Here is a 20,161-nt window from a genome sequence, read left to right as displayed (position 1 = left end):
TTTCATTTGCATTACTTAATAATATCTTTAAAACCACTTACTTCCATAGGAACTCCATAGATCCCAGCTACTTCATTAATTGTCATATTTGTATCTCGAAAATTTTCAATCTCGTAATCTGGTATTAGTAATTCTACTGCAAAGGTATTTGCTTCAACTTCAATCTTATCAATGGAATAAAAGGTATTTTTCTTTAAGAATGGTGTGTTTGATCTGGGGTGTAGGATTGCGTGTCCAAGTTCGTGGGCACAGACGAAACGTTGCATTGTTTCGTCTAAGTTATTATTAATATTGATAAATTTTATCCTAGAAGCATGTGTGAAAAATCCGTATGTATCTCCTAAGTCGGCATATTGAATGATGATATTCTTTTCGTCAGCAATAACAAAAGGATTGTTTGTTTTATGTTTTTTAATAAGCTTTGTTACAGTTTCTTTAATTCTCAAAACATTAAGTCCTCCTATAACAAAGCTCTAATCATCTCGGTATTTCTTCGGTGTGAATTTTTTCTTTGCAAGTTGTTTTGCTAAACGAAGGTTACTTTCCATCTGTGCTAACACTAATTCACGGGTATGTTCGTCCATTGGCTCCCCATCAAATGCCAAGCTTGTATCGCTTTCAAGATCATTAATAAGTGCTTCTAGTTTTTTTGCAATATCACGTTCATCTTTAGCAGTTAGTGGAGGTAAATTTGAATTAGAAGGAACAGGTTTATCTGTTTTTCCTATTAGAAAATTACTATCGACTTCTAGGATAGAAGAAAAAACCGCTAATTCGTCATGATGAACAGGTCTTGTACCTTTGATAATTCTATTAAGGACACTGGTATTAATCTTTACTTTTTCAGCTAATTGTTTTTGATTCCATCCTCTATTTTGCATGATCTTTTCGATCCTCTGACCAATATGCATGATCTCACCTTCTTTCTTCAAATAACAACTATATTCTACCATTTTTCTAAAATGGAAATAAAATAAATTTCTAAAAAAGAAATTAAAGTATTGACATTTCTGTTATAGAAATTTATTATAAAGGTATAAGATTTCTAAAACAGAAATTAGAAAGGGGGAGCACTTTATGAGAGTAATATGTCATGAATTCATTAAACAAAGAAGAATTGAACTTAATATCACAATGCAAGATATGGCGAAGATTTTAGGTTTTAAGAATGCTTCTACTTATTTGAAATATGAAAATGGCGAATATAGTTTAAAAGCTAACCATCTCCCAAAACTTGCTGATACGTTGAAGTGTAAAATTGATGACCTTTTTTTTATAAAAATAATTTCTGAAATAGAAATTGGAGCGAATACAGCATAAACTTTAATTTCGACAATAACTGGAAAAAACCTTCAAGTATTAATCTATTCGCTGTTTCGTGGTTCAGCCAATGAATAAATCACAGTGATCCTTGATGCGCTGCAAGGCAGCCAATGAACCTAAATTATGTGAGGTGAAGGGAAATGGAAGCAACTGATTTTTTAACTGTTAAAGGTTTCTCTAAATTAACTGATCAACAGCAACAACTTTTTGTAAAGGTTTATAAAAGTCATTTAGCAGCAATGGGTACTGAAAAGAGAAAGAAGTATGAGCCATCCAATCTAAAGGAAATTAAATATAGCGTGCGTGAACGTTGCTTGCATGTATTTTGGAAAGGTAACACAGATTGGTTTCATTATGACTCGCGAGGGTGTTGGTACTAATGAAAGAGGTTCAACATCGTATTGCATATTATTTAAAAAAAGTTAGTGAAAAAACGTCAGTTCATCCTGCTAAAATTCCACCTAGATCACACAAATATAGACATGAGCGTTTAATGACCTATAAAAAGTTAATGCATGAAGAATTTAAAAATCAAGGGTACGTCAATTAATAGGCTAAAGGGGGAGGGAATTTTGTTACAAACTTTAAGGGCAGTCCAAGAGAAGTTTCAGCATAGACATAGATCAAGAGGTGATCAGTCTATGGCAGAACAAAAATATGCAGCCACCTATCAGTTAGGGAAAACAACCGTTCATGTGGTAGCTCCAGAACCAATGAGTAAGGAAGAGCATGAACAAAGAGTTCGTGAATTTCATTTAGCAGGATGGGCGATATGGAATGCTTTACCGGTTGAACAAAGGTTAAGTATTAATGAAACAGCAGCAGGAAAAGAGTAACCTGTTGCCAGTGGACAAGCTATTCCAAGTTTAGGATGTGAGAACGTGAAGGTTATTAGAAAAAACAAATATGCTTATGCATCTTTTAGATTAATTGTTTCTTTACTTATTGTAGTAGTTATATTTTATCTTTTTAGTATTGGTTTTATTTTACAAGGAAATGAAATCAAACCTCTTCAAGAGACAGATCGATTTGCAATTTTTATCGGTATTCTTATAGGTTATTTTGCTGCATCGATGCCGTTAATATTAAATCCACTCTATAAAGAAGATTGATTGGATGTGTTAAATATGCAAATGCTGTTAGCTTTAGTAACTATCCATTTCAGCACTGCGGTAATTCTTTTAATAACAAACAAATACAGAAGAAACGAGGATATTTAACAATGACAGAACACGCGGAAATTGCAGGTTTTTTACAAGTGAAGATTTGTGACTCGGAAGCAGACACTAATGAATGGTTACAAGAAAATGGTGATCTTGAAATTGTAGAAATTAAGTTTGCTGGAAGTGAAACCTATAAAGCTATCATGATCATCTATCGTGTCGATGCATAAAAAATTTTAAGCCTTAGTGCAAAAAATGTTGTCAGAAATAAAAGAAAAGGAGCGAATGCTTTGATAAATCGAGTTATATTGACAGGGCGATTAACTAAAGCACCGGGATTGAAGTACACACCAACTGGTAAAGCTGTAGCAAACTTCACCCTTGCAGTCAATCGGACATACGTAAATGGCGACGGTGAACGTGGAGCTGATTTTATAAATTGTATTTTGTGGGGAAAACAAGCTGAAAATGCAGTGAAGTATTTACACAAAGGGAGCCTTTGTGGAGTAGATGGAACTTTACGAACTAGAAAATATGAAAATAACGATGGAAATACGATTTATGTAGTAGAGGTTAATGTGGAAAGAGTTCAATTTTTAGAGAAAAAGAAGGATCAATATGATGAACAATATTAAAAAAGCTGTCAGAGCGGCAACTCTAACAGCAACAGACAAAAATAAACATCTAAATAAATATTAGCATTATACGGACCAATGAACAAGGGGGAAGAATTGATGACAGCAACGATGACCATTTCAGAAGAGGGAATAAAATTACAAGATTTATTCCCTTCTGCACGGCAGCCTATAAAGATTATTAAGCTTATAGGCTATGCAGATTTTAACCGAGAAAAAGATCATCAAAAACGGTACAACATTGCAAAACGTCCAATTCAAAAAGGGTGGCAAGATGCTACCCAACCAGGAATGGCTGATCATGAAATTCGTAAATGGCATAAGTTAAATGGTTGGACAGGCTTATTAGTTCCAGACGGTTACGACGTAATTGATATTGACAACATAGAAGAAGGAGAGCGAATTTTTAAAGCTTTAAAAGCAGAACACTATAAGTTTCATGCAATTAAAACAGTGAGAGGCTATCAATTTTTCTTTCGTACAACCAATGTAGTCCAAGGGCAAGATGCGGTAGTTTTAATGGCTGGAGGTTTTGTTGGTGATTATCGATTATCGGGTAGAGGGCAGATCGTCCTTCCTAGTCAAAACACAAAAGGTCGTGAATGGATACATACATCAAATGAAGAGCTTTCTCCAATGCCTATTTTCTTTAACCGTCTAAAAAAGGTTGGAAATGAAGGGCGCCCGTTTCCGGTACCACTTGCAGAAGGTGGACGTAACAATACACTTTATAGCCATTGCTGCAGATTAGTAGAGTTTGGATTTACTGGTGACCAGGTTGCAGACATTGCTACTTTTTTAAATAAATATTTCTTTTCACCACCATTGGATCAACGAGAGTTTAATAACACGTTAAACAGTGCTTTATCAAAACAAGCAAGTGGTAAAGTTTATCTTGCTAACTTCCGGGGCGGTGAACAACCGCCAGATCACCCAATAGAAAAAACAAAGGATGAACAACCAAAAAACTTTAACTTAACTGAAATCGGTAACGCTGAACGACTTGTCCATCATCATGGTGACAACCTCCGTTACTGCATAGAGTTTGAGGAATGGTTGATATGGAACGGTAAAGTATGGGAGCAAGATAAGAAAAAAAGTATTGAAAGAATTGCAACTAAGACATTTCGAAAAATTTATAGTGAAGCAGGAAAAGAAGAGGAAGAAAACCGACGACAAAAATTAATCAAATGGGCCCAATCAAGTGAGAAAAGCTCGGTTTTGCTTAATAGCATTGATCGCTCAAAAGCAATGCTTCCAGTATTAAGATCAGAGTTAAATCGAGATATTTTTAAGTTCAATTGTTCTAACGGTGTAATTGACCTCAAAACAGGGCAATTATTACCACACAACCGTGGGGATATGCTTACGAATTACACAAACATTGAATACAACGAAACGTCAGAATGTCCAACATGGTTAGCTTTTCTTGAAAGCATTATGAAAGATGAAAACGGAAATGTAAAACATGATCTTATTGAATTTTTGCAAAGGGCAATTGGTTATACGCTTACTGGAGATACGAGAGAGCAATGTGTGTTCTTCTTGTGGGGCGGTGGTCGAAATGGTAAATCAACTTTTATTAATACAATTAAAGAAATCTTAGGCGATTACGGGAAACAAACAAATGCAGATACTTTCACATCTAAAAATAATGAAGGTGGCATAAATAACGATATTGCTAGATTAAATGATGCTAGATTTGTTTCAGCGGTTGAAAGTGAGGAAGGGCAAAGGTTATCAGAAGCTTTAATCAAACAACTTACAGGTGGAGAGCCTATTACTGCTCGTTTTTTACGAAAAGAGTTCTTCGAATTTATTCCTGAATTTAAAATTTTCTTCACGACAAATCATAAGCCCATTGTTAAAAATAATGATGAAGGTATTTGGCGAAGGATCAAACTCATCCCTTTTTCGGTGACGATCCCGAAGGAAGAGATTGATACGCAATTGCCACAAAAGTTAAAAGATGAATTACCAGGCATTTTACGATGGGCAGTGGAAGGTTGCTTGAAATGGCAACAGGAAGGTTTAGGAGAACCAGCAGAAGTTAAACAGGCGACACAAGGCTATAAAGAAGAAATGGATATTCTAGGCGAATTCCTTAATGATCATTGTGTTATTAGAGCTACAGCTAGAGTTGCTGTTAAAGACTTATATGAAAAGTATAAAGAATGGTGCAAAGAAACCGGAGAATACGAGACAACGCAGCGGAAATTTAATCGAAGGCTTGAAGAACGTGGCTTTATTAAGAAGCGAAGTGGTAAAGCTGGGAACACAGAATTTCACGGAATTGGAATTATGGATGATCGATTTACTGAACGAACTGAACAACTGAACGAAACTGAGCCATTTTCACCTATTTCCCCTACGAAAAATTTTAATAGAGAAATACCTAAAAATAGTTCAGATACATTCAGTGCTTCAGTTACTTCAGTAGATTATGTTGAAGAGGATATATGATTAGTAATTTTCTACATTATCTTTACCACTTGGATATATATATTTCAGTTTCTAATGAAAAGCTACGCCTTAAATATAAAAACATAAATAAAGAAACAAAACTAAAAATAAAACAGCTAAAACCTTTATTAATAAAAAGATTAAAAGAAAATGATGAAGCTATTGAGAAAGGTTTTATTATTTATCGCTATGGTGATCTATATGAATTTCGCTACGGTTTAAATAGTTTCTTGTTTATCGAAAGACTGGACGATCAAAAAGCGTCAGCGTGGCGAGCCAACTACCGCCAAGGCGATGACAAACCCTACAAAGTCAAACTGATTGCTAGAAATGTCCCTTTTAATGAAGCTTTCGAGCAGGCTAGTAGTTTCATAAATTGGCTTTATAGAATGGACGGAAAAAGAAGCACGGCATGTAAAAATTAATAGAGAGGTGTTGAAATGGGTTTTTTATCTCAAGTAAAGGCGAAAGGTAAGCAGTACATTTATTTGTCGGAGTACATAGGCTCCAGTAATTTCTCAGGAAGCACTGAAATCAATGTGTATGGCTTTGGTCCAAAAGAAGAAGCACTAAAGAGGATGAAACGCTGGGAAGAAAATTTTGCTTATGAGTTTCCGAAAGAGTTGCTTAACAGAGGATATGGCAGACACGATTTAAGGCATTGGATAAAAACACTGGAAACAGGACGATCAAAGACAGGTAGAAGTTTAAAGTTTAGTTGATAGCTTAGAAGGGATTGTTATTATGTCTATTCACTATGCAAATTATGACCAATTAATCAACAAGGGCGAAATAGTTTTGCCCTTTATACAATTCAAAGTATTAATTCGCAAACTAGACTTAGAAGGTTACGATTTTCATTATGAAAAGCAAAATAACGGGTTGTATTTAATTGAGGTGCATTGAGGTAGTTCGGATTTGAGGAAAAATGTTCATTAAGAAAGGGTGATGAAAAATGGAAATTAAATTCTTTACAATTAAAGGTGAAAAATGGTTTTTTGAAAAGACTCCAGCTTGTGAAATTCCTGATTATCAATGTGAAGCTGTTTTTAAAAAGTTAGAAGAACATATAAGAAGTGTAAATTTTCATTATGAAAGAAATGGTTCTGATGAACTTATACAAAGGAATTTTAGAATATTTTCTGATATTACATCTATTTTAGTTTCTGTTGGTTTATACATCAATCCCATTGAGCATTTAGAAGGAAATACTGATGAATAGTACGGTGAGAAAGGATTGATTTTATGACAAAAAGTGAGAAATTTAACAATTTAGAACTAGGTAATTTTTTTATATCTCCTTTACTAGGGTACGTCGGACAGTTCTTCATTAAAGATGAGGACGATCCAGAAACGGAATATGTGTATGAAATGGTATTTGAATTTGATAAAGACCAAAATAAACTAATTTTTGATGCGTGTATCAATAATAAAATTGATTTTAGTTTAGAAGATATTAAGAAGCTAGAAAAGCAAGTTAATGATTTTGCTGAAAGTAGAGGGGGTTTTGAAAATAGGTAAACAAAAGATTAATTATGTTTCCAGAAGGGGGATTTTATGAAATATCATTTATATATTTTATATTTCTTAGCAATTGCAAATGTAATTTGCTTAATAGCGGAGTTTCCTTATCTCGTAAATTTATCAGTTGGTTTAGTAGCTATAATTCATATTGTTACAGTGTTACTTATGTTGCATTTAGAAAAAAAGAAATGCAACGATAGGAGAGTAAAAGCATGATTAATTTAATTCTTGTCGTGATAATAGCTATTGTTTTTTATTTCTTTTTGTTTTCCGTTATAACCGATCCTCTATTTCACGAATTACTATCTACACTTTTTGCTGAAAATCCTATTACTTATTATTCACTTATGATTATAAATACTTTAATTTTAATTACACTTGTTTTTAAATTCATAAAAAATTTATTTAAAGGGTTAGATGTTTAATAAATACAATGATAGTTATTTTTATTATAAGGAGGTTTTACCATGATAGAGCATAAAAAGTTTGAAAAATTACAATATAGCATACTTCAAATTTTAGGTGTAGATACGGAAAATTTAGTTGAAGCTGATCGAATTGCATTAGATTCACTACTGGAGAAAACTTTTCGTTATGGTTATGAAGTAGCTTGTAAAAATCAATTTGAATTAAAGAATAAAGCTTCTTTTACAAAACATGAATTGGAGATCATATACGATTGGTCAAGGGGTTTTAATAGTTTAGATGATGAAGAATTGAAATTCAGAATAGAAAAATTAATTAAGTAAACACAATGATATTTTTGTTTCCAAAACAAATATTTTTCCTAGGCTTGGCATGTTTGCTAAGTCTATTTTTTCGCTTAAAAGGGTGTAAAAAATTAAAGATATATTTATATCTATTATTATGCGCACAATATAGCTTTTTATGGGCAAGAAAATTTGTTTTGATGATGTAAAACAGGCTGTAATTCGTATCAAATATCCGCTGTGAAATGTAAATTTTAGCTTATTTCCAATTAAGTGCCCTTATGTAAGGTTTTGGGGTATTTTGTCAAGTTTTGGGGTGTTTTGGGGTACTAGAACGTTTTTTTACTAGGTATTATTAAGGCAGTTAAAATATTTCTCCTACGTTAGATTGAAGGTGATAAAAATGCCAGAAACGAGTGAGATTATTTTGGAGTTCCCAAGTGAAATGAAAGTATACCCTAAAGATGATGAAACAATTTTCACCATTCAAGATGAAGCTAGAACTTCGGAAACGATTTTCGAAACTGAAACGGGCGCAATTCATATTGTTCATGAAATGACATTAGGTGATGTTGTCGTTTCAACATTGTTAGTAATGATCCTTGTCTTGATGATCTTAGGGCGAATTATCAGGAGGTAAAGATAATGTACAACGTACTGGAAGCTTCAAATAGTGAAATTTTCTTAGTGTACATTGTAATCTTTGGTGCTTGCATTCTTTTATCTCCAATCGTTAGTTATTTTTACAGTATCTTCGTAAAGGGGACATCAAGATGGAGATAGGCGGATTAGTAGCAGATACATTTCGAATATTGTTAGGAAATCCTGATGTGATGACTTTGATTTTAACTTTCACTATATTTTTAACACTATTATTAGTTTCAATAGATATTTACCAAAATTCTAAGTTGTAAAGGGGTTGAAAGGATGACATGGAAAACATAGCTAGTGTATGGGATTGGTCATTCTTTTGGCAGGTTTTTGGATTTATTTTAGGAATAGTCGCATCTTTCATTATGATTTATGTTGCTATTCAAGCAGTTGGATTACTTTTGAAAATGGTAGTGGATGCAATAAGGACTAGGAATTAGGTGATTTAATGCCTGAATTTCAAACATTTCTTTCAGGACAAGCACTTGAAGAATTTTGGTACTGGATAAAATGGCTATTGTTTTATGTTGGTCCAGTGGTGATGATTTTAGTGGCACTTTTTGCAGCAGAAGAAATTGTGAAAGTCATTCGATCAATATTTTTGAAAAAAGATGATGACGATGATGATTACGATGTTTACCGTTACTAACTAGCATTGCTAGTTAAATATAAATAACTCTCTAACTCTTAGGGTGAAAGGAGTGAAAATAAAATTATGGAAGGAGAAGGTACTATGGGATTAGATTTATCAGGAATTGAATTGCCGTTTACTGTAGCAGATGTTGTTGGTGGAGGTATGGAATTAATTGGCTTAGTAGTCGGGTTTATCGTACTAGCTATGGCTCTTATGTTCGCACCACGTCTTATCAACTTCGTTAAAGGTGTATTCGGTAAGGGTGGCAGATCAGCTCACTAATTAAAAAGTTGGAGAAAAAGGGGGCTGGAGGGTTCTCCTTTTTCTTTTTTATAAAGGGGTTTGATTGCTTATATGTTAAAAGTTGATACAGTACAGCCGAATTTGAGTGGTAAAAAGTTTTTTGCGGTCTTATGTTTCTTTTTAGTAGTTTTGATGTTTTTTGCTCAAGTTTCTTTTGCTTATGACTACCATAAAAACACAATTAGATGGCAACAAGATCATGAAAACAGAACATATTTCGACTATTCTGGTGCAAGTTGGTTGCAAGCAGATCCAAATGCCTTTTTAGAGGTAAGTTGGTCAAACGACGGAGAAACAAAGACCGTAATATTTCAAACGTGGGAATTAGCTTTTTTCCCAACAAAAAATGGATACTATCATGCAAAAGTTGTAAGAGGTGATGGAGATATAGTTGGTCAAGAAGGGACGATAATTTCTGGTATTGAAAATGAGACAGATGGAACGATTGGTTACGATGGAACAACTGGAAATACTGGAACTGATCCCGAGGGTGGAGGTAGTGAGCCGGATCCACCGGGTGATGGAGATAATGGGGGAGATGATCCAGATCCTCCACCTGAACCCACACCACCAACTCAACCAGGTAATTTCACATCACCAACTGGTGAATTAAGCGTTGGAGATATAACGGTAAGTTGGGGAAGTTCTAGTGGTGGAGAAAATAATTCGGTCACAGGATATCGTTTGGAGCAACGTATAGATGGTAATTGGACTCATATTAGCACGGAAAATAATACCTCAAGATCAATAGCATTGGATACAAGTGGAACAGTTGAATTTCGAGTAAGGGCGGAAGGAAGTGGAGGTTTAAATTCTGCTTGGCGTGAAAGCGGTACATTTGAAGTAGATTGCGGATGTTGGTTTGAAGCTCCTGCATGGAACGAATACATGGGGAAGATTGATGAAATAAGAAATGCGATACCGCCACCGCCTAATTGGACTCAAGTAGCTGACACTTTTTATGAACGAATTGTACCCAATGCTATAAACGATCTACAGAACATGTTAGGTACAGCTCCACCTCCACCAGCACCGCCGAGTCAAGATATTAACATTCAGGAACCAAGTAGAATCGGACAGCACGAACAAATCCCAGATTATGCAGATGAACTCAGTCAAAGTGAACCTACTATGGAGGAAGTGCCAGGCTTAGCTGAAAGTGGATATTCGAAAGAGGATATTGAAAACGAAGCTCCAGTAATTGAGTTTCGAGAAGATCCTACAGGTGGTTTTAATATTGGGAATCCATTGGAGATGCTACCAGATATCCCAACAGAACCACCGATACCCGGTCAAGTAGAAGATGCCGGGGAATGGGACCACCAGCCAGAACAACAAGAATTTCAGACACCAATGCCAGAAGGTGGCGAAGTAGTAGATGTATTAGAACCACCTATGCCGAGTGGTGATAATGGTGGTAATTCAATACCAATTCCAAAGGAAAACTACACACCACCAACGCCAGGTGATAATCAGATAGATATAGGTAACTACAAAAACCACCCGGACGAACCGGATGGGAGTGGATGATTAAGGAGGCTAGAGAATGATAAAAAAATTTAGTTTTATAATAGTTTTATCAATCGGCTTGTTGTTTACAAGCGGTCAAACGTTTGCGACAGATATACAACCGGGAGACACCGTTCATTTCGGTGGGGTTGAGTGGATCGTCCTTGATCCAGAGACAGGCCGAGTTATTTGGAACGATCCAGATAATAATGGAAACCCATTCTGGAAAACAAGAACTTTTGATGATGGTAACTCCAATGTTTGGGAAACATCAGATGTTCGGGCAGATTTAAATAACAATTTAATCAATGACTTAGATTTTTCAGATGGCTCTAACCCAGATGCTATATTAAATATCGACTTAATTACAGAAGATGAATATATCCAATATGCAACATATTACAATGGAGATATTTTAGATTTTAACGATTGGTCAACTACTTGGTTGACAAAAACGGCTTCTTCTGGTTCGTCGTCCTGGGTGCGTTCTGTGAACAGCGCTGGTCGTATGGACGTCAGCGGTGCGCGCAATTCGCGCGGCGTTCGCCCCGCTTTGAATTTGGAATCTGGAATTTTTGAATCTATTCCAGAAATATCAAATTTAACGAGTGATCAAACAGATACAACAATAACTTTAAACTGGAATAATCCTGATATGTATGAGGTTGAAAAAATAAATATTTATAAAAATGATAACTTATTTACCTCGTTAACGAATGAAGAGGAAAGCTATACATTTACTGGTTTAGATTATTCAACGAGTTACGATTTTAAAGTAACAACGGTCAATAACGAAGGAGAAGAAAGTGTAGGGGAAAGTATAACAGTTAAAACAGACTATATCCATTTAGAAGAGATAACGATTAAAGGGATAGAAGAATTTTATAACCGTATCCATTTAAAATGGGAAAACCCCACGCAAGAGGGATTTGAAAAGGTAAAGATATATGAAGAAGGTATCTTGATTGATGAAGTGTATGCACCATACAATCATTATCATTTTTCGGACCTTAAACCTGAAACGAATTATACATTGTTATTAACATCCTTTTACGATCCTCCAGGAGAAGAATCGGATGGAATTGAAATACATGCAAAAACAGCTGCAGTTTCAGAAGTTGAAGATTTACATGTGGGAGCATTAAATTATCACGCGATTAAATTAATATTTACGATTCCAGAAATGGATGGATACGAAAAGGCAAACCTTTACTATGAAGGTATAAAGGTAGCAGAAACGGATGAATATGGATTTTTTATAGAAGGTTTTGAGCCAGGAAAAGAACATGAATTTGTAATAAAAACAAAAACAACTGATGGTTATGAGTCACAGGGTATACCGATTACAGTGGAAACACCTGAAGCTCCTTTAATTGAAGATGTTTCAAATGTTGAGGTAGAAACTACTCACGAAAGAGTCGATTTATCTTGGGCAGTTCCAGAATACAACCCTAACTTTAACTTTGTAAGGATCTATAGAAAAACATTAACTGAAGAACAAAACCCTGTTAGTGCATTTCTATTCGGTAAAAGCGTTTCAGCTAATGAAGGTTATGATCCCTTATTCGAAACAAACGGATCGTACTTTAATGATTTAAGTGTAGATCCAGACAGCGATTATGAATATCTCTTAACAACGGAAAACACTGAAGGGCAAGAGTCAGATGGAGTTACGGTTCTAGCTTCAACAGATCCAGAACCAACCCCAACAATGGGTGGCATCAATGAAACGACAAATGAAAACGGTGATTATGTATTTACATGGTCAAGTCCTACTACTGGAGATGTAAAAGTATTTGTTGGTGGTAGTGAATATACAACTGTTCCAGCAAGTGATGGTCAAGTCACCATACCAAAAGATGATATGCAGTACACAATGTTTAATAATCCCGATGTTCAATTACAACCGATTTCCGAGAGTGGCACTGAAGGGGTAATTAGTAAACCTAGCCAAACGATTGGCGGTATTGCAATGCCTTTTGGTGTTAATGACATAGTAAGTGGTGGCATGGAGCTAATAGGCTTGGTTGCTGGATTTATCATTCTGGCATTTGCGTTAATATTTGCGCCAAGGTTGATAAACTTTATTAAGAAGACACTTAGAACGAGGAGGATTAAGACATGAATACAGTGATTTTAGAAAATGTATTAAATGTCGTGTTCATGGATCTTTTTCCTTACCTTATTCCTTTGCTGTTCCTTTTCATGGTCATTTTATTTACTGACCGCTTAATTGATCTACTATTCAAATCAATGGAAACTAGAAGAAGGCGTTATTGATGGAAATACTGATCAGTTCAATGATCATTGCAGGAATATTTAGTACGACCTTTGGCAGGTTATTTTCTGTTATATGGGATGGAATACAATGGCTTGGTGGGCAAATTGCTAGATTTTTTTCGTGGCTTGGTCAACTTATATGGGATGCGATCATTTGGCTAGGTGATTTGTTAAAAGATTTGTTTTTTACATTACTTAATCTACTTCTAGCATTCTTTGAAGTTATTTATGCATTGATACATGGTCTTTTGTATTTCCTATTCCAAATCGGTTTAATTGCGGTTAAAATTTTTCAAATATTTTACGAGTTAGCTAAGTTAATTATTAGTTTTTTTGTCGGTTTAGGACAAACCTTATCGAGTTTAAGTTACACACCACAACAAAGTAGTGGTCATGGATACAGTGAAATGATTAGCCAAATTTTCACTGCATTAGAACCGATGCAATTAAATGTAATTGCTTATATTTTACTTTTTGGTATATGGCTGTTCACAGCAATTCAATCTATTAAACTACTATCTAATATTCGTGTGGGAGGGGATTAAATTGAAAGAAAGATTAGTCTCTTGGATTGATGGTATTTTTTCTCCTTTCCATGCGTTTTTAGATATGGCGATTGAACGGTTACAAGTAGTTAGTTTAGTTACAGCACAAGGGTTAAATGTTGGTCAATATTTGTCTGTATTTGCAGATATGCCTTTTGAATGGCAGTTAGTGGTCTATTCACTTATGACATCAATGGTCGTAATTGGCTCAATATTTATGTTTAGGTCGATTATGAGGCTTTACTATGCGAAAAAGGACGGTGTGAAGTTTTGGTAGATGTTTTTATTTATTTTTATTTTATTGGTGCCGGGGGAGCTGCTGGTGTAGGAACAATTGCTTTCCTTGGGTGGAAGATTGTCCAGAGATCAAAACGGAAAAGTAGTCCGAAAAGAAAGGCGGTTGTTTAAATGTTTAAAAGAAAAAAAGAAGAGTTGGAAGAAACGAATGACGTTCTAATCGTTTTTGACGATGAAGCAAAAACGAGTGATATTCAACGAATTACAGATATAGATACGGAAAGCGTTACTGTTGTAGGAATGTATAAAGTACCTAGTAGAGATTGTGTTGTCACGAATAGTTCAGAGGGGCGGAACTTCTTTTATCGTGCGCCTTCTCAATCAGTAACTGAGACGAAGCGTCTTGCACAGCTTGAAAAGAACTTAGTATTAACGCAAATTACAAAGTACAAGCCGCCAGTTGAAGATACGGGAATAGATTTTACAAAGATTGGTCTAATGGTGTTACTAGGAGTTGCTATTTTCGGATTTGTACTAACTAGTTGCGGGTCAGGTGCGTAAAATGGAAGATCAACTAAAAACATTAATTTATGAACTAAAAGGCATGGTAGAAATGGTTAATTGTCAATTTGAACTTGATGAAGTAGTTTCTTATTCACAGTTTGAGTTGGTCCGTGGGAAAGTTAATGAGATAGTAAGCAAGATTGAAAAGTAGTGTTTCTAACGGCTTCTCGTTTGCAGTGAAATTTGAAAGTAAGGGGGTAATCCATCTAAATGCAAAATAACAACGCTGAAAAATTGCAATCTGTTATCGGTGATGATTTATTTCCAACAGTTCACCATATCAGTGATGTAAAACAAGTGCTTGAAGAAATGAAGACAAATGCACAAGAGCTTCAGGAATGGCAAATTAGAGCATTAATTTTTATAAAACAACTAGGGCAAAACAAATACCTTCATCCGGAAGGAGATCCTTATAAAGAAATCACCAAAATGATTATGGAAGGGAAAGTATTAGTTGCAGATCCTTCCTACTATTTAGACACTATTGAAGCATTAATACCGAAGCCACCGAAGCCTATAGTAATGGCAGAAAAGGCAGGGAAAGGAGAAAAGTAAATGGCACATCATTTTTTTATACAAGGTCCCTTGGGTAGTGGGAAAACTTTTTTAATGTCACTGCTTGCTCATCATTGGCGAGAAAAAGTAATGATGAATGGTGGAGATGTGAAACTCTTTTCGAATTATGGATTAAAAGATAGTCATGATATGTCGCATTTTACAGATTGGTATGATGTAGCAAAAGCACAAGGTAGTATTTGTTGCTGGGATGAAGCGCAAATGGCTTTCTCAAATAGACGTTGGAGTAAATACGGTCAAGGAATAGCAACGGAAATAATGATGTATGTAAGGAAAATGAAGAGCGTGCAAATGTATTGCAGTCCATCAATTTACAACGTTGATAGTCGTATAAGACAAATAGTAGAAGTTCTTGTAGATGTTCGAAAAATAGGAGATAAAGGCTTTACGATTATTTTTACAGATTTTCAAACAGGTATGTTTATGCATAAGCAGTTTCTACCGATGTGGAAGGCAAAAAAAGTATTTAAACAAAAGCTTTATGATACGTATGCAATGGTGCAAGGATTTCCATTACCTAGTACTGAGAAGCAGGGACAAGAATTTTTTGCGAAATTAGAAGAAGAGCACAATAAAGCTAGAGCTTTAGAAAGGAAGGTGCTAGTAAGTTGATTAACTTTATTATCATTCCACTTCTAGTAGCTGCGTTAATTGCTTGTATTTTAAGTAGTCTTGTTGATGAAATAATAGTAATGATTAGTGAAAAATTTAAAAAGAATCAATTGAAAAAACGGTTGGAAGGGGCTGAAAAACTTGAAAAGAGAAGACCTTTCATTAGTGCCGAACGGTTATAAAGACAGAGATCCACGTTCACTACTTTTTAACTTTCCATCAATGCCAAAGGTGAAGTTCGCAAAAATGATGAATGAGTTTTATTTTTATAAAGCACTTGAAGCCGTTGAAGAAGCAGCAAATAAATTAGGTTTTATCCTAGTACCAAGAATATGTATGCACTGGAAACGATGTAGAGACTATTCAGAAGATCGAAAGGTTAAAGTGGTCGGTAAAACGTACTTTATGATGAAGTTTCGTGAAATGACAGAAAATGAAATTCTAAAACTTGAAAACTATCTTGAAGAGAATGTAAGAAATCATAGACTTGCTTCATAAAAAAAGGAGATGAAAAAATGTTGAGGTTAAAATCTGAAGAAGTAGCAGCATTACTTTGTCACATGACAATTATGAGGAAGCCGACTAAAAAAGGATTAAAGAAAAAGAACGATCGCCAAGAAGCTAAAGCAACGATGAAAACATATGATCAAATTCTAGAAAAAATACAGCAAATAGATGATGAACAGGAAATTCATGAATTAGAACTAGATCATGCAGAAATAGAATTTTTACAAACGTTCATACCTTGGTACATTGGAGAGCTTGAAAAGGAATTTAACGAAGAACATAACCAAGAGTCAGAAGCGCTTAACAGCTTAAAAGTTATTAATAACATGCTGCTTGTTGCAGTCTAATCAAAAACCACCGTTTATGGGAAGGTTTGAAAGCAGGGCGATAATTGCCCTTTTTTCTTGCAAAAACCTTCCCAAAACTCATTGTCATAATTAAATTGTTAAAAAGGTACGATTAAAGGAAAATGACTTACTATTCAATTCCAAAAGCGGTATTTGCAGCTTCAATTATTTTTTCAAATGATTGATATGCCTCATTATGCATATCATTCTCAACATAATTCTTATAATCGATTGAATTTAGTAAAGAAAGGATAATCTCAACTTTTAAATCATCGTTTGAAAATGGAATTTTTGATAATCCTTCAAAATCTACTTTCATTGAAATATTACCAGTAGAAGGATCCATAGAAATTAAATTACTTTTTACGTATTCTTTTTTACTCATAAAATTACTCACCCTTTATTTAATATTAAAAATAGTATACTACAAATTACTGTCTGTTCAGTACAAAATTAGAAATGATATATATACTGTATATTTAAGTAGGTGAAAAAATGATAATAGGATATGCAAGAGTAAGTACGAAAGATCAATCATTTAACATACAGTTAGATGCATTAAATAAAGCAGGTTGTGTGCGTATTTACAAAGAGAAAGTAACAGGAGCAAAAGATGATCGTGAGCAGTTGAATCGAGCATTAGAAACGTTACGTGAAGGTGATAAGTTTGTTGTTTATAAATTGGATCGACTAGCCCGATCTACTCTTAAACTGTTAAAAGTAGCAGAGCAATTAGAAGAACTTGGCGTAGAGCTAATAAGCATCCAGGACAATATTGATACGACAACACCAATGGGAAAAGCTATGTTTCGGATGTTATCGGTCTTGGCGGAACTAGAAAGAGATATGATAAGGGAACGGACAAAATCAGGTCTTGAAGCTGCAAGAGTAAGAGGGCGAAAAGGTGGACGTCCAAAGAAGAACTCTAAAAAAGTTGAACAAGCATTGAAAATGTATTCAACAAAGCAGTTTACGATTGCTGAAATTACCGATGCCACCGGGGTTTCGAGTAGTACGTTGTATCGAGGATTAAAACCTTAATTCTCTTTTTTATTTAAAAAAGGGAAAACATAAATTTACTACACTATGTTTTCCCTAAACCTTAATTTATAACGTTGAAGATTTTATTATTATGTTGTTGGCAACTTCTTCTTTCAAGTTATTAACGACATTTGAAATATACTCATCCATATTATAATGAAAGTCAGGTCTCGAGATAATGTATTTTAGTTTTTCTTTTGCTTCTAAATAAGAACTCTTGTCCATAAAAAATTCAATTATATGAAAGTAACATAAGTATTTAAAAGGTAAATAGGTCATTTGTTTAGCTATTTTATAATATTCTATTAATTCTGGTTGGTATGTCTTATATGTAAGAGTCAATTCATTGTATTCAGGCATTTTTCTAGGCCTTTTAAAAAGTCCAAATTGAGGGTTATAATCGACGGAATCAACCATAATTCCAAAGTTGAAATTTAAATCAAAAGAAATGCAGTTCAATAGTTTTCTAATCTCACTCAAATCTTTTTCAGTTATATTTTTAATGATAAGTGTTGGACTTGAACTTCTTCTACCATTAGTACTTAAAAGTGTTTGGATTCTGCTAATATATGTTTGTTCCATAGTAGATAATATAGCCTCTATTTTCTTTTGTTTAAAGCTCATAGTAATTTTTATTTCTTTATTATTTCTCTCAAAACTAAATAACCTTCCACGAGAAATGTTGTCTATTCCACGTATTGCAATTTCTAATTGGTTTTCATAATAAATACCAATAAAATCCTCTAAAAAAATCAACTCAGTTAATGGTAAAGAATTAACAGAATCAAAATCTTCATTATCACCAAGTAGTAGTTCTAAGTTCTTATTTCCCTTTAAATTTGAAATTGTTATATACGTATTATCAACAGTAGGTTGTTCCAATTTAATCTTTAATTCTGGAAACTTATTTTCTAGTTGTAATTTATCGTCAGCATTCAACATAATCCTACACCCCTTTTTTGGTAATTATACCAATATTACGGTAGGATGTTAACGTGAAAAGGTATTAATTTAATTTCTAATTTTATTTTCATCTAGATCATGCCCCAACTCCTTCAGAGCCTTTTTCACTTTGGTAACGGTTCTATAAGTTGGCTCATGATCTTTTTCATTGCATAACCTACTGATCACGCCTCTGCTTAACTTTGTCTTCTTCTCTAAGTCAATTTGTTTGATCCCATGTTTATCAATCCACTTTCCAAACTTTGTTCTTGGTTTACCTAATCCAAACATAACTCAACACCTCTAAAATTTTTATTACAAGCGTGTCCAAAAAGTACATTTTTTAAACTAGGGAAAAAAATGTACATATTGTACAAGCCTTAGTTAATATGCTTTATCAAGGACGTCAACAAGGCGTCAAACAACAAGGAGGAATGCGATATGACAAAGGAAATGGCTATATTATTATTGGAGAGTAAGGACGTCTACTTAACAAATGAAGGTAAAATGAAGCTTGAAGAGATTATTTACCAGGAGAAAAAGGTGGTGACGTCTAGGTAATGGTTTATCGTCCAACCGTTCGATATGATGATCGTTTTAAAGAGTATGTAGATGAAATTTTTAAAGCTACAAGTTTAGATCGGAATCAAATAATAAGGCTCGCACTTTTTGCAGCTCCATTTAGTCCATTGTTTCAACATCAAATTAAAAAGCATATGACGTCCACACTCCCTCAAGCTTCCTGGGAAGTGACGGAGCACGGTTTATGGATGGAGCAAACATTTCTTAAAAGAGGGGAGGAGAGGGACGTCAATGGCGAAAGTAAAGAGGTATTCACTGAACGACCAGGTGGATCAGCTACAGCAAGACACCGATCAACCGAGAGACACAATGGGGAGATTTATCAAAAGAGAGTATATAAACAATCAGGAGGCGTTACAATTAAAATCGGATAGACCAATAAAAATAATTAAAGTTAGAGGTTCATACGGTACGTACAAAGTGAAAGAAGCAGCCTTTACTTCTGGAGAAAAAGTATTTGTTGCGGTTTTTGTGACAACAATTTCAGTGTTATTATTAGTATAATATTAAGTAAATAAATTGTTATTAGAAAAACCGATAACATCATGATGTCAATGAAATCACTCTTATCGATGTTTTACAAGCAGATACACAAGACGTTGTTGATACGATCCAGCTTAAAATGGAAAAGAAACAAGTGTATGAATATATCCATATTTTAGACGGCAGGGAGAAGGAAGTCATTATCGGCAGGTTCGGACTTGATAATAAAAAAGAACGAACACAGCGTGAAATCGCGAAGGAATTAGGTATTTCCAGAAGCTACGTTTCAAGAATTGAAAAAAGAGCCCTAATGAAGTTGTTTCATGAATTTTATAAGCAAAGTCAGAAAGGGAAAAAATAATAAAACTGTAAAAGAGCCGTCGGGTTGGCGGCTCTTTTTATTGTGTGCCCAGCATGGGTGCAATCTCTAGGGTGAAAGTCCCGAGCCGTGAAGGCAGAAGTAACGGTTAGCTTAACGCAAGGGTGTTCACGGCGACGTGAAATCTGAAGGAAGCGAGCGGCAAACTTCC

Annotated in this window: 37 protein-coding genes and 2 pseudogenes; 34 read left to right on the top strand and 5 right to left on the bottom strand. The window is 34.5% G+C overall.

The window, feature by feature from the left end:
• Nucleotides 1–11 precede the first annotated feature (11 nt).
• The gene (locus BKP35_RS18335; protein WP_071314833.1) at nucleotides 12–446 is read right to left on the bottom strand and encodes an ImmA/IrrE family metallo-endopeptidase; all 435 of its coding nucleotides are present in this window, start codon (nucleotides 444–446) and stop codon (nucleotides 12–14) included.
• 27 nt (nucleotides 447–473) lie between these two features.
• Nucleotides 474–953, bottom strand: coding sequence for a helix-turn-helix domain-containing protein (locus tag BKP35_RS18330; RefSeq protein WP_084031757.1), 480 nt, complete (start codon nucleotides 951–953; stop codon nucleotides 474–476).
• A 124-nt stretch (nucleotides 954–1,077) separates the two neighbouring features.
• Here BKP35_RS18330 and BKP35_RS18325 point away from each other — a divergent pair, with 124 nt between their 5' ends.
• The 31 genes and pseudogenes from BKP35_RS18325 to BKP35_RS18195 all read left to right on the top strand — a co-directional run bounded on the left by BKP35_RS18325 (nucleotide 1,078) and on the right by BKP35_RS18195 (nucleotide 16,583).
• Nucleotides 1,078–1,320: a helix-turn-helix transcriptional regulator gene (locus BKP35_RS18325; RefSeq protein WP_071314831.1), complete on the top strand. Its 243-nt coding sequence runs from the start codon at nucleotides 1,078–1,080 to the stop codon at nucleotides 1,318–1,320.
• A gap of 143 nt (nucleotides 1,321–1,463) precedes the next feature.
• Nucleotides 1,464–1,703, top strand: coding sequence for a hypothetical protein (locus BKP35_RS18320; RefSeq protein ID WP_071314830.1), 240 nt, complete (start codon nucleotides 1,464–1,466; stop codon nucleotides 1,701–1,703).
• Entirely contained in the window at nucleotides 1,703–1,873 is a 171-nt protein-coding gene (locus BKP35_RS19790; protein ID WP_169819272.1) for a hypothetical protein, read from the top strand. The genes BKP35_RS18320 and BKP35_RS19790 overlap by 1 nt, the downstream gene beginning before the upstream one ends.
• Before the next feature lie 22 nt (nucleotides 1,874–1,895).
• Entirely contained in the window at nucleotides 1,896–2,159 is a 264-nt protein-coding gene (locus tag BKP35_RS18315; RefSeq protein ID WP_211274646.1) for a hypothetical protein, read from the top strand.
• Nucleotides 2,160–2,204: 45 nt separating this feature from the next.
• Nucleotides 2,205–2,435: a hypothetical protein gene (locus tag BKP35_RS18310; protein WP_071314829.1), complete on the top strand. Its 231-nt coding sequence runs from the start codon at nucleotides 2,205–2,207 to the stop codon at nucleotides 2,433–2,435.
• A complete protein-coding gene (locus tag BKP35_RS19785; protein WP_169819271.1) occupies nucleotides 2,432–2,716 on the top strand; it encodes a hypothetical protein in 285 nt (94 codons plus the stop codon). The genes BKP35_RS18310 and BKP35_RS19785 overlap by 4 nt, the downstream gene beginning before the upstream one ends.
• A gap of 60 nt (nucleotides 2,717–2,776) precedes the next feature.
• Nucleotides 2,777–3,094, top strand: a pseudogene (locus BKP35_RS18305) (single-stranded DNA-binding protein); the annotation flags it as partial.
• 126 nt (nucleotides 3,095–3,220) lie between these two features.
• Entirely contained in the window at nucleotides 3,221–5,584 is a 2,364-nt protein-coding gene (locus BKP35_RS18300; RefSeq protein ID WP_084031756.1) for a phage/plasmid primase, P4 family, read from the top strand.
• Complete coding sequence (locus tag BKP35_RS18295) at nucleotides 5,581–6,009, top strand: hypothetical protein (RefSeq protein ID WP_071314827.1); 429 nt, start codon at nucleotides 5,581–5,583, stop codon at nucleotides 6,007–6,009. The genes BKP35_RS18300 and BKP35_RS18295 overlap by 4 nt, the downstream gene beginning before the upstream one ends.
• Nucleotides 6,010–6,024: 15 nt before the next feature.
• Nucleotides 6,025–6,306, top strand: coding sequence for a hypothetical protein (locus BKP35_RS18290; protein WP_071314826.1), 282 nt, complete (start codon nucleotides 6,025–6,027; stop codon nucleotides 6,304–6,306).
• 233 nt (nucleotides 6,307–6,539) lie between these two features.
• The gene (locus BKP35_RS18285; RefSeq protein WP_071314825.1) at nucleotides 6,540–6,806 is read left to right on the top strand and encodes a hypothetical protein; all 267 of its coding nucleotides are present in this window, start codon (nucleotides 6,540–6,542) and stop codon (nucleotides 6,804–6,806) included.
• A 23-nt stretch (nucleotides 6,807–6,829) separates the two neighbouring features.
• On the top strand, nucleotides 6,830–7,105 hold the full coding sequence (locus BKP35_RS18280) for a hypothetical protein (RefSeq protein WP_071314824.1): 276 nt from the start codon (nucleotides 6,830–6,832) through the stop codon (nucleotides 7,103–7,105).
• 470 nt (nucleotides 7,106–7,575) lie between these two features.
• Nucleotides 7,576–7,857: a hypothetical protein gene (locus tag BKP35_RS18265; protein ID WP_071314821.1), complete on the top strand. Its 282-nt coding sequence runs from the start codon at nucleotides 7,576–7,578 to the stop codon at nucleotides 7,855–7,857.
• Nucleotides 7,858–8,221: 364 nt separating this feature from the next.
• A complete protein-coding gene (locus BKP35_RS18260; protein ID WP_084031755.1) occupies nucleotides 8,222–8,458 on the top strand; it encodes a hypothetical protein in 237 nt (78 codons plus the stop codon).
• 5 nt (nucleotides 8,459–8,463) lie between these two features.
• Nucleotides 8,464–8,601, top strand: coding sequence for a hypothetical protein (locus BKP35_RS19780; protein ID WP_169819270.1), 138 nt, complete (start codon nucleotides 8,464–8,466; stop codon nucleotides 8,599–8,601).
• Nucleotides 8,592–8,732, top strand: a complete 141-nt coding sequence (locus BKP35_RS19775; protein WP_169819269.1) for a hypothetical protein — start codon at nucleotides 8,592–8,594, stop codon at nucleotides 8,730–8,732. Before BKP35_RS19780 ends, BKP35_RS19775 begins: the two co-directional genes overlap by 10 nt.
• 185 nt (nucleotides 8,733–8,917) lie before the next feature.
• On the top strand, nucleotides 8,918–9,118 hold the full coding sequence (locus BKP35_RS18250) for a hypothetical protein (RefSeq protein ID WP_071314819.1): 201 nt from the start codon (nucleotides 8,918–8,920) through the stop codon (nucleotides 9,116–9,118).
• 84 nt (nucleotides 9,119–9,202) lie between these two features.
• The gene (locus BKP35_RS18245) at nucleotides 9,203–9,385 is read left to right on the top strand and encodes a hypothetical protein (protein WP_139192922.1); all 183 of its coding nucleotides are present in this window, start codon (nucleotides 9,203–9,205) and stop codon (nucleotides 9,383–9,385) included.
• A 72-nt stretch (nucleotides 9,386–9,457) separates the two neighbouring features.
• Nucleotides 9,458–10,936: a hypothetical protein gene (locus BKP35_RS18240; RefSeq protein WP_071314817.1), complete on the top strand. Its 1,479-nt coding sequence runs from the start codon at nucleotides 9,458–9,460 to the stop codon at nucleotides 10,934–10,936.
• 16 nt (nucleotides 10,937–10,952) lie between these two features.
• Entirely contained in the window at nucleotides 10,953–13,040 is a 2,088-nt protein-coding gene (locus BKP35_RS18235) for a fibronectin type III domain-containing protein (protein WP_071314816.1), read from the top strand.
• The gene (locus BKP35_RS19770; RefSeq protein ID WP_169819268.1) at nucleotides 13,037–13,195 is read left to right on the top strand and encodes a hypothetical protein; all 159 of its coding nucleotides are present in this window, start codon (nucleotides 13,037–13,039) and stop codon (nucleotides 13,193–13,195) included. The genes BKP35_RS18235 and BKP35_RS19770 overlap by 4 nt, the downstream gene beginning before the upstream one ends.
• On the top strand, nucleotides 13,195–13,740 hold the full coding sequence (locus tag BKP35_RS18230; RefSeq protein ID WP_071314815.1) for a hypothetical protein: 546 nt from the start codon (nucleotides 13,195–13,197) through the stop codon (nucleotides 13,738–13,740). Before BKP35_RS19770 ends, BKP35_RS18230 begins: the two co-directional genes overlap by 1 nt.
• A 1-nt stretch (nucleotide 13,741) precedes the next feature.
• Entirely contained in the window at nucleotides 13,742–14,017 is a 276-nt protein-coding gene (locus tag BKP35_RS18225; RefSeq protein WP_337959657.1) for a hypothetical protein, read from the top strand.
• Nucleotides 14,011–14,148, top strand: a complete 138-nt coding sequence (locus BKP35_RS19765) for a hypothetical protein (RefSeq protein WP_169819267.1) — start codon at nucleotides 14,011–14,013, stop codon at nucleotides 14,146–14,148. The genes BKP35_RS18225 and BKP35_RS19765 overlap by 7 nt, the downstream gene beginning before the upstream one ends.
• Nucleotides 14,149–14,538: a hypothetical protein gene (locus BKP35_RS18220; protein WP_071314814.1), complete on the top strand. Its 390-nt coding sequence runs from the start codon at nucleotides 14,149–14,151 to the stop codon at nucleotides 14,536–14,538.
• A 1-nt stretch (nucleotide 14,539) separates the two neighbouring features.
• Nucleotides 14,540–14,692 carry a hypothetical protein gene (locus BKP35_RS19760; protein WP_169819266.1) on the top strand — a complete coding sequence of 51 codons (153 nt, stop codon included), beginning with the start codon at nucleotides 14,540–14,542 and terminating at the stop codon, nucleotides 14,690–14,692.
• 59 nt (nucleotides 14,693–14,751) lie between these two features.
• Entirely contained in the window at nucleotides 14,752–15,096 is a 345-nt protein-coding gene (locus BKP35_RS18215) for a hypothetical protein (RefSeq protein ID WP_071314813.1), read from the top strand.
• Nucleotides 15,097–15,729 carry a zonular occludens toxin domain-containing protein gene (locus BKP35_RS18210; protein WP_071314812.1) on the top strand — a complete coding sequence of 211 codons (633 nt, stop codon included), beginning with the start codon at nucleotides 15,097–15,099 and terminating at the stop codon, nucleotides 15,727–15,729.
• Nucleotides 15,726–15,911: a hypothetical protein gene (locus BKP35_RS18205; protein WP_071314811.1), complete on the top strand. Its 186-nt coding sequence runs from the start codon at nucleotides 15,726–15,728 to the stop codon at nucleotides 15,909–15,911. The genes BKP35_RS18210 and BKP35_RS18205 overlap by 4 nt, the downstream gene beginning before the upstream one ends.
• Complete coding sequence (locus BKP35_RS18200) at nucleotides 15,871–16,227, top strand: hypothetical protein (protein WP_084031754.1); 357 nt, start codon at nucleotides 15,871–15,873, stop codon at nucleotides 16,225–16,227. Before BKP35_RS18205 ends, BKP35_RS18200 begins: the two co-directional genes overlap by 41 nt.
• A gap of 17 nt (nucleotides 16,228–16,244) precedes the next feature.
• Nucleotides 16,245–16,583 (top strand): hypothetical protein, encoded by a 339-nt coding sequence (locus BKP35_RS18195; protein WP_071314810.1) that lies wholly within the window; start codon nucleotides 16,245–16,247, stop codon nucleotides 16,581–16,583.
• Nucleotides 16,584–16,713: 130 nt separating this feature from the next.
• On the opposite strand, the gene BKP35_RS18190 is transcribed toward BKP35_RS18195, so the two are convergent.
• Nucleotides 16,714–16,968, bottom strand: a complete 255-nt coding sequence (locus BKP35_RS18190) for a hypothetical protein (protein WP_071314809.1) — start codon at nucleotides 16,966–16,968, stop codon at nucleotides 16,714–16,716.
• A 110-nt stretch (nucleotides 16,969–17,078) separates the two neighbouring features.
• Here BKP35_RS18190 and BKP35_RS18185 point away from each other — a divergent pair, with 110 nt between their 5' ends.
• Nucleotides 17,079–17,624, top strand: a complete 546-nt coding sequence (locus BKP35_RS18185; protein WP_071314808.1) for a recombinase family protein — start codon at nucleotides 17,079–17,081, stop codon at nucleotides 17,622–17,624.
• Nucleotides 17,625–17,690: 66 nt separating this feature from the next.
• Here BKP35_RS18185 and BKP35_RS18180 read toward each other — a convergent pair whose 3' ends face one another.
• Nucleotides 17,691–18,566, bottom strand: a complete 876-nt coding sequence (locus tag BKP35_RS18180; RefSeq protein ID WP_071314807.1) for a hypothetical protein — start codon at nucleotides 18,564–18,566, stop codon at nucleotides 17,691–17,693.
• 69 nt (nucleotides 18,567–18,635) lie between these two features.
• Complete coding sequence (locus tag BKP35_RS18175) at nucleotides 18,636–18,857, bottom strand: helix-turn-helix domain-containing protein (RefSeq protein ID WP_071314806.1); 222 nt, start codon at nucleotides 18,855–18,857, stop codon at nucleotides 18,636–18,638.
• A gap of 269 nt (nucleotides 18,858–19,126) precedes the next feature.
• Between BKP35_RS18175 and BKP35_RS18170 the strand changes: the two genes are divergently transcribed.
• Nucleotides 19,127–19,522 carry a hypothetical protein gene (locus BKP35_RS18170; protein ID WP_071314805.1) on the top strand — a complete coding sequence of 132 codons (396 nt, stop codon included), beginning with the start codon at nucleotides 19,127–19,129 and terminating at the stop codon, nucleotides 19,520–19,522.
• A 179-nt stretch (nucleotides 19,523–19,701) separates the two neighbouring features.
• Nucleotides 19,702–19,992, top strand: a pseudogene (locus tag BKP35_RS18165) (sigma-70 family RNA polymerase sigma factor); the annotation flags it as partial.
• Nucleotides 19,993–20,161: the final 169 nt, after the last annotated feature.

The organism is Anaerobacillus arseniciselenatis (assembly GCF_001865995.1).
In the GTDB taxonomy this organism is placed as follows: Bacteria; Bacillota; Bacilli; order Bacillales; family Anaerobacillaceae; genus Anaerobacillus; species Anaerobacillus arseniciselenatis.
The sequence above is the reverse complement of the archived record's forward strand: the minus strand, read 5'-3'. Positions and strand labels throughout refer to the sequence as shown.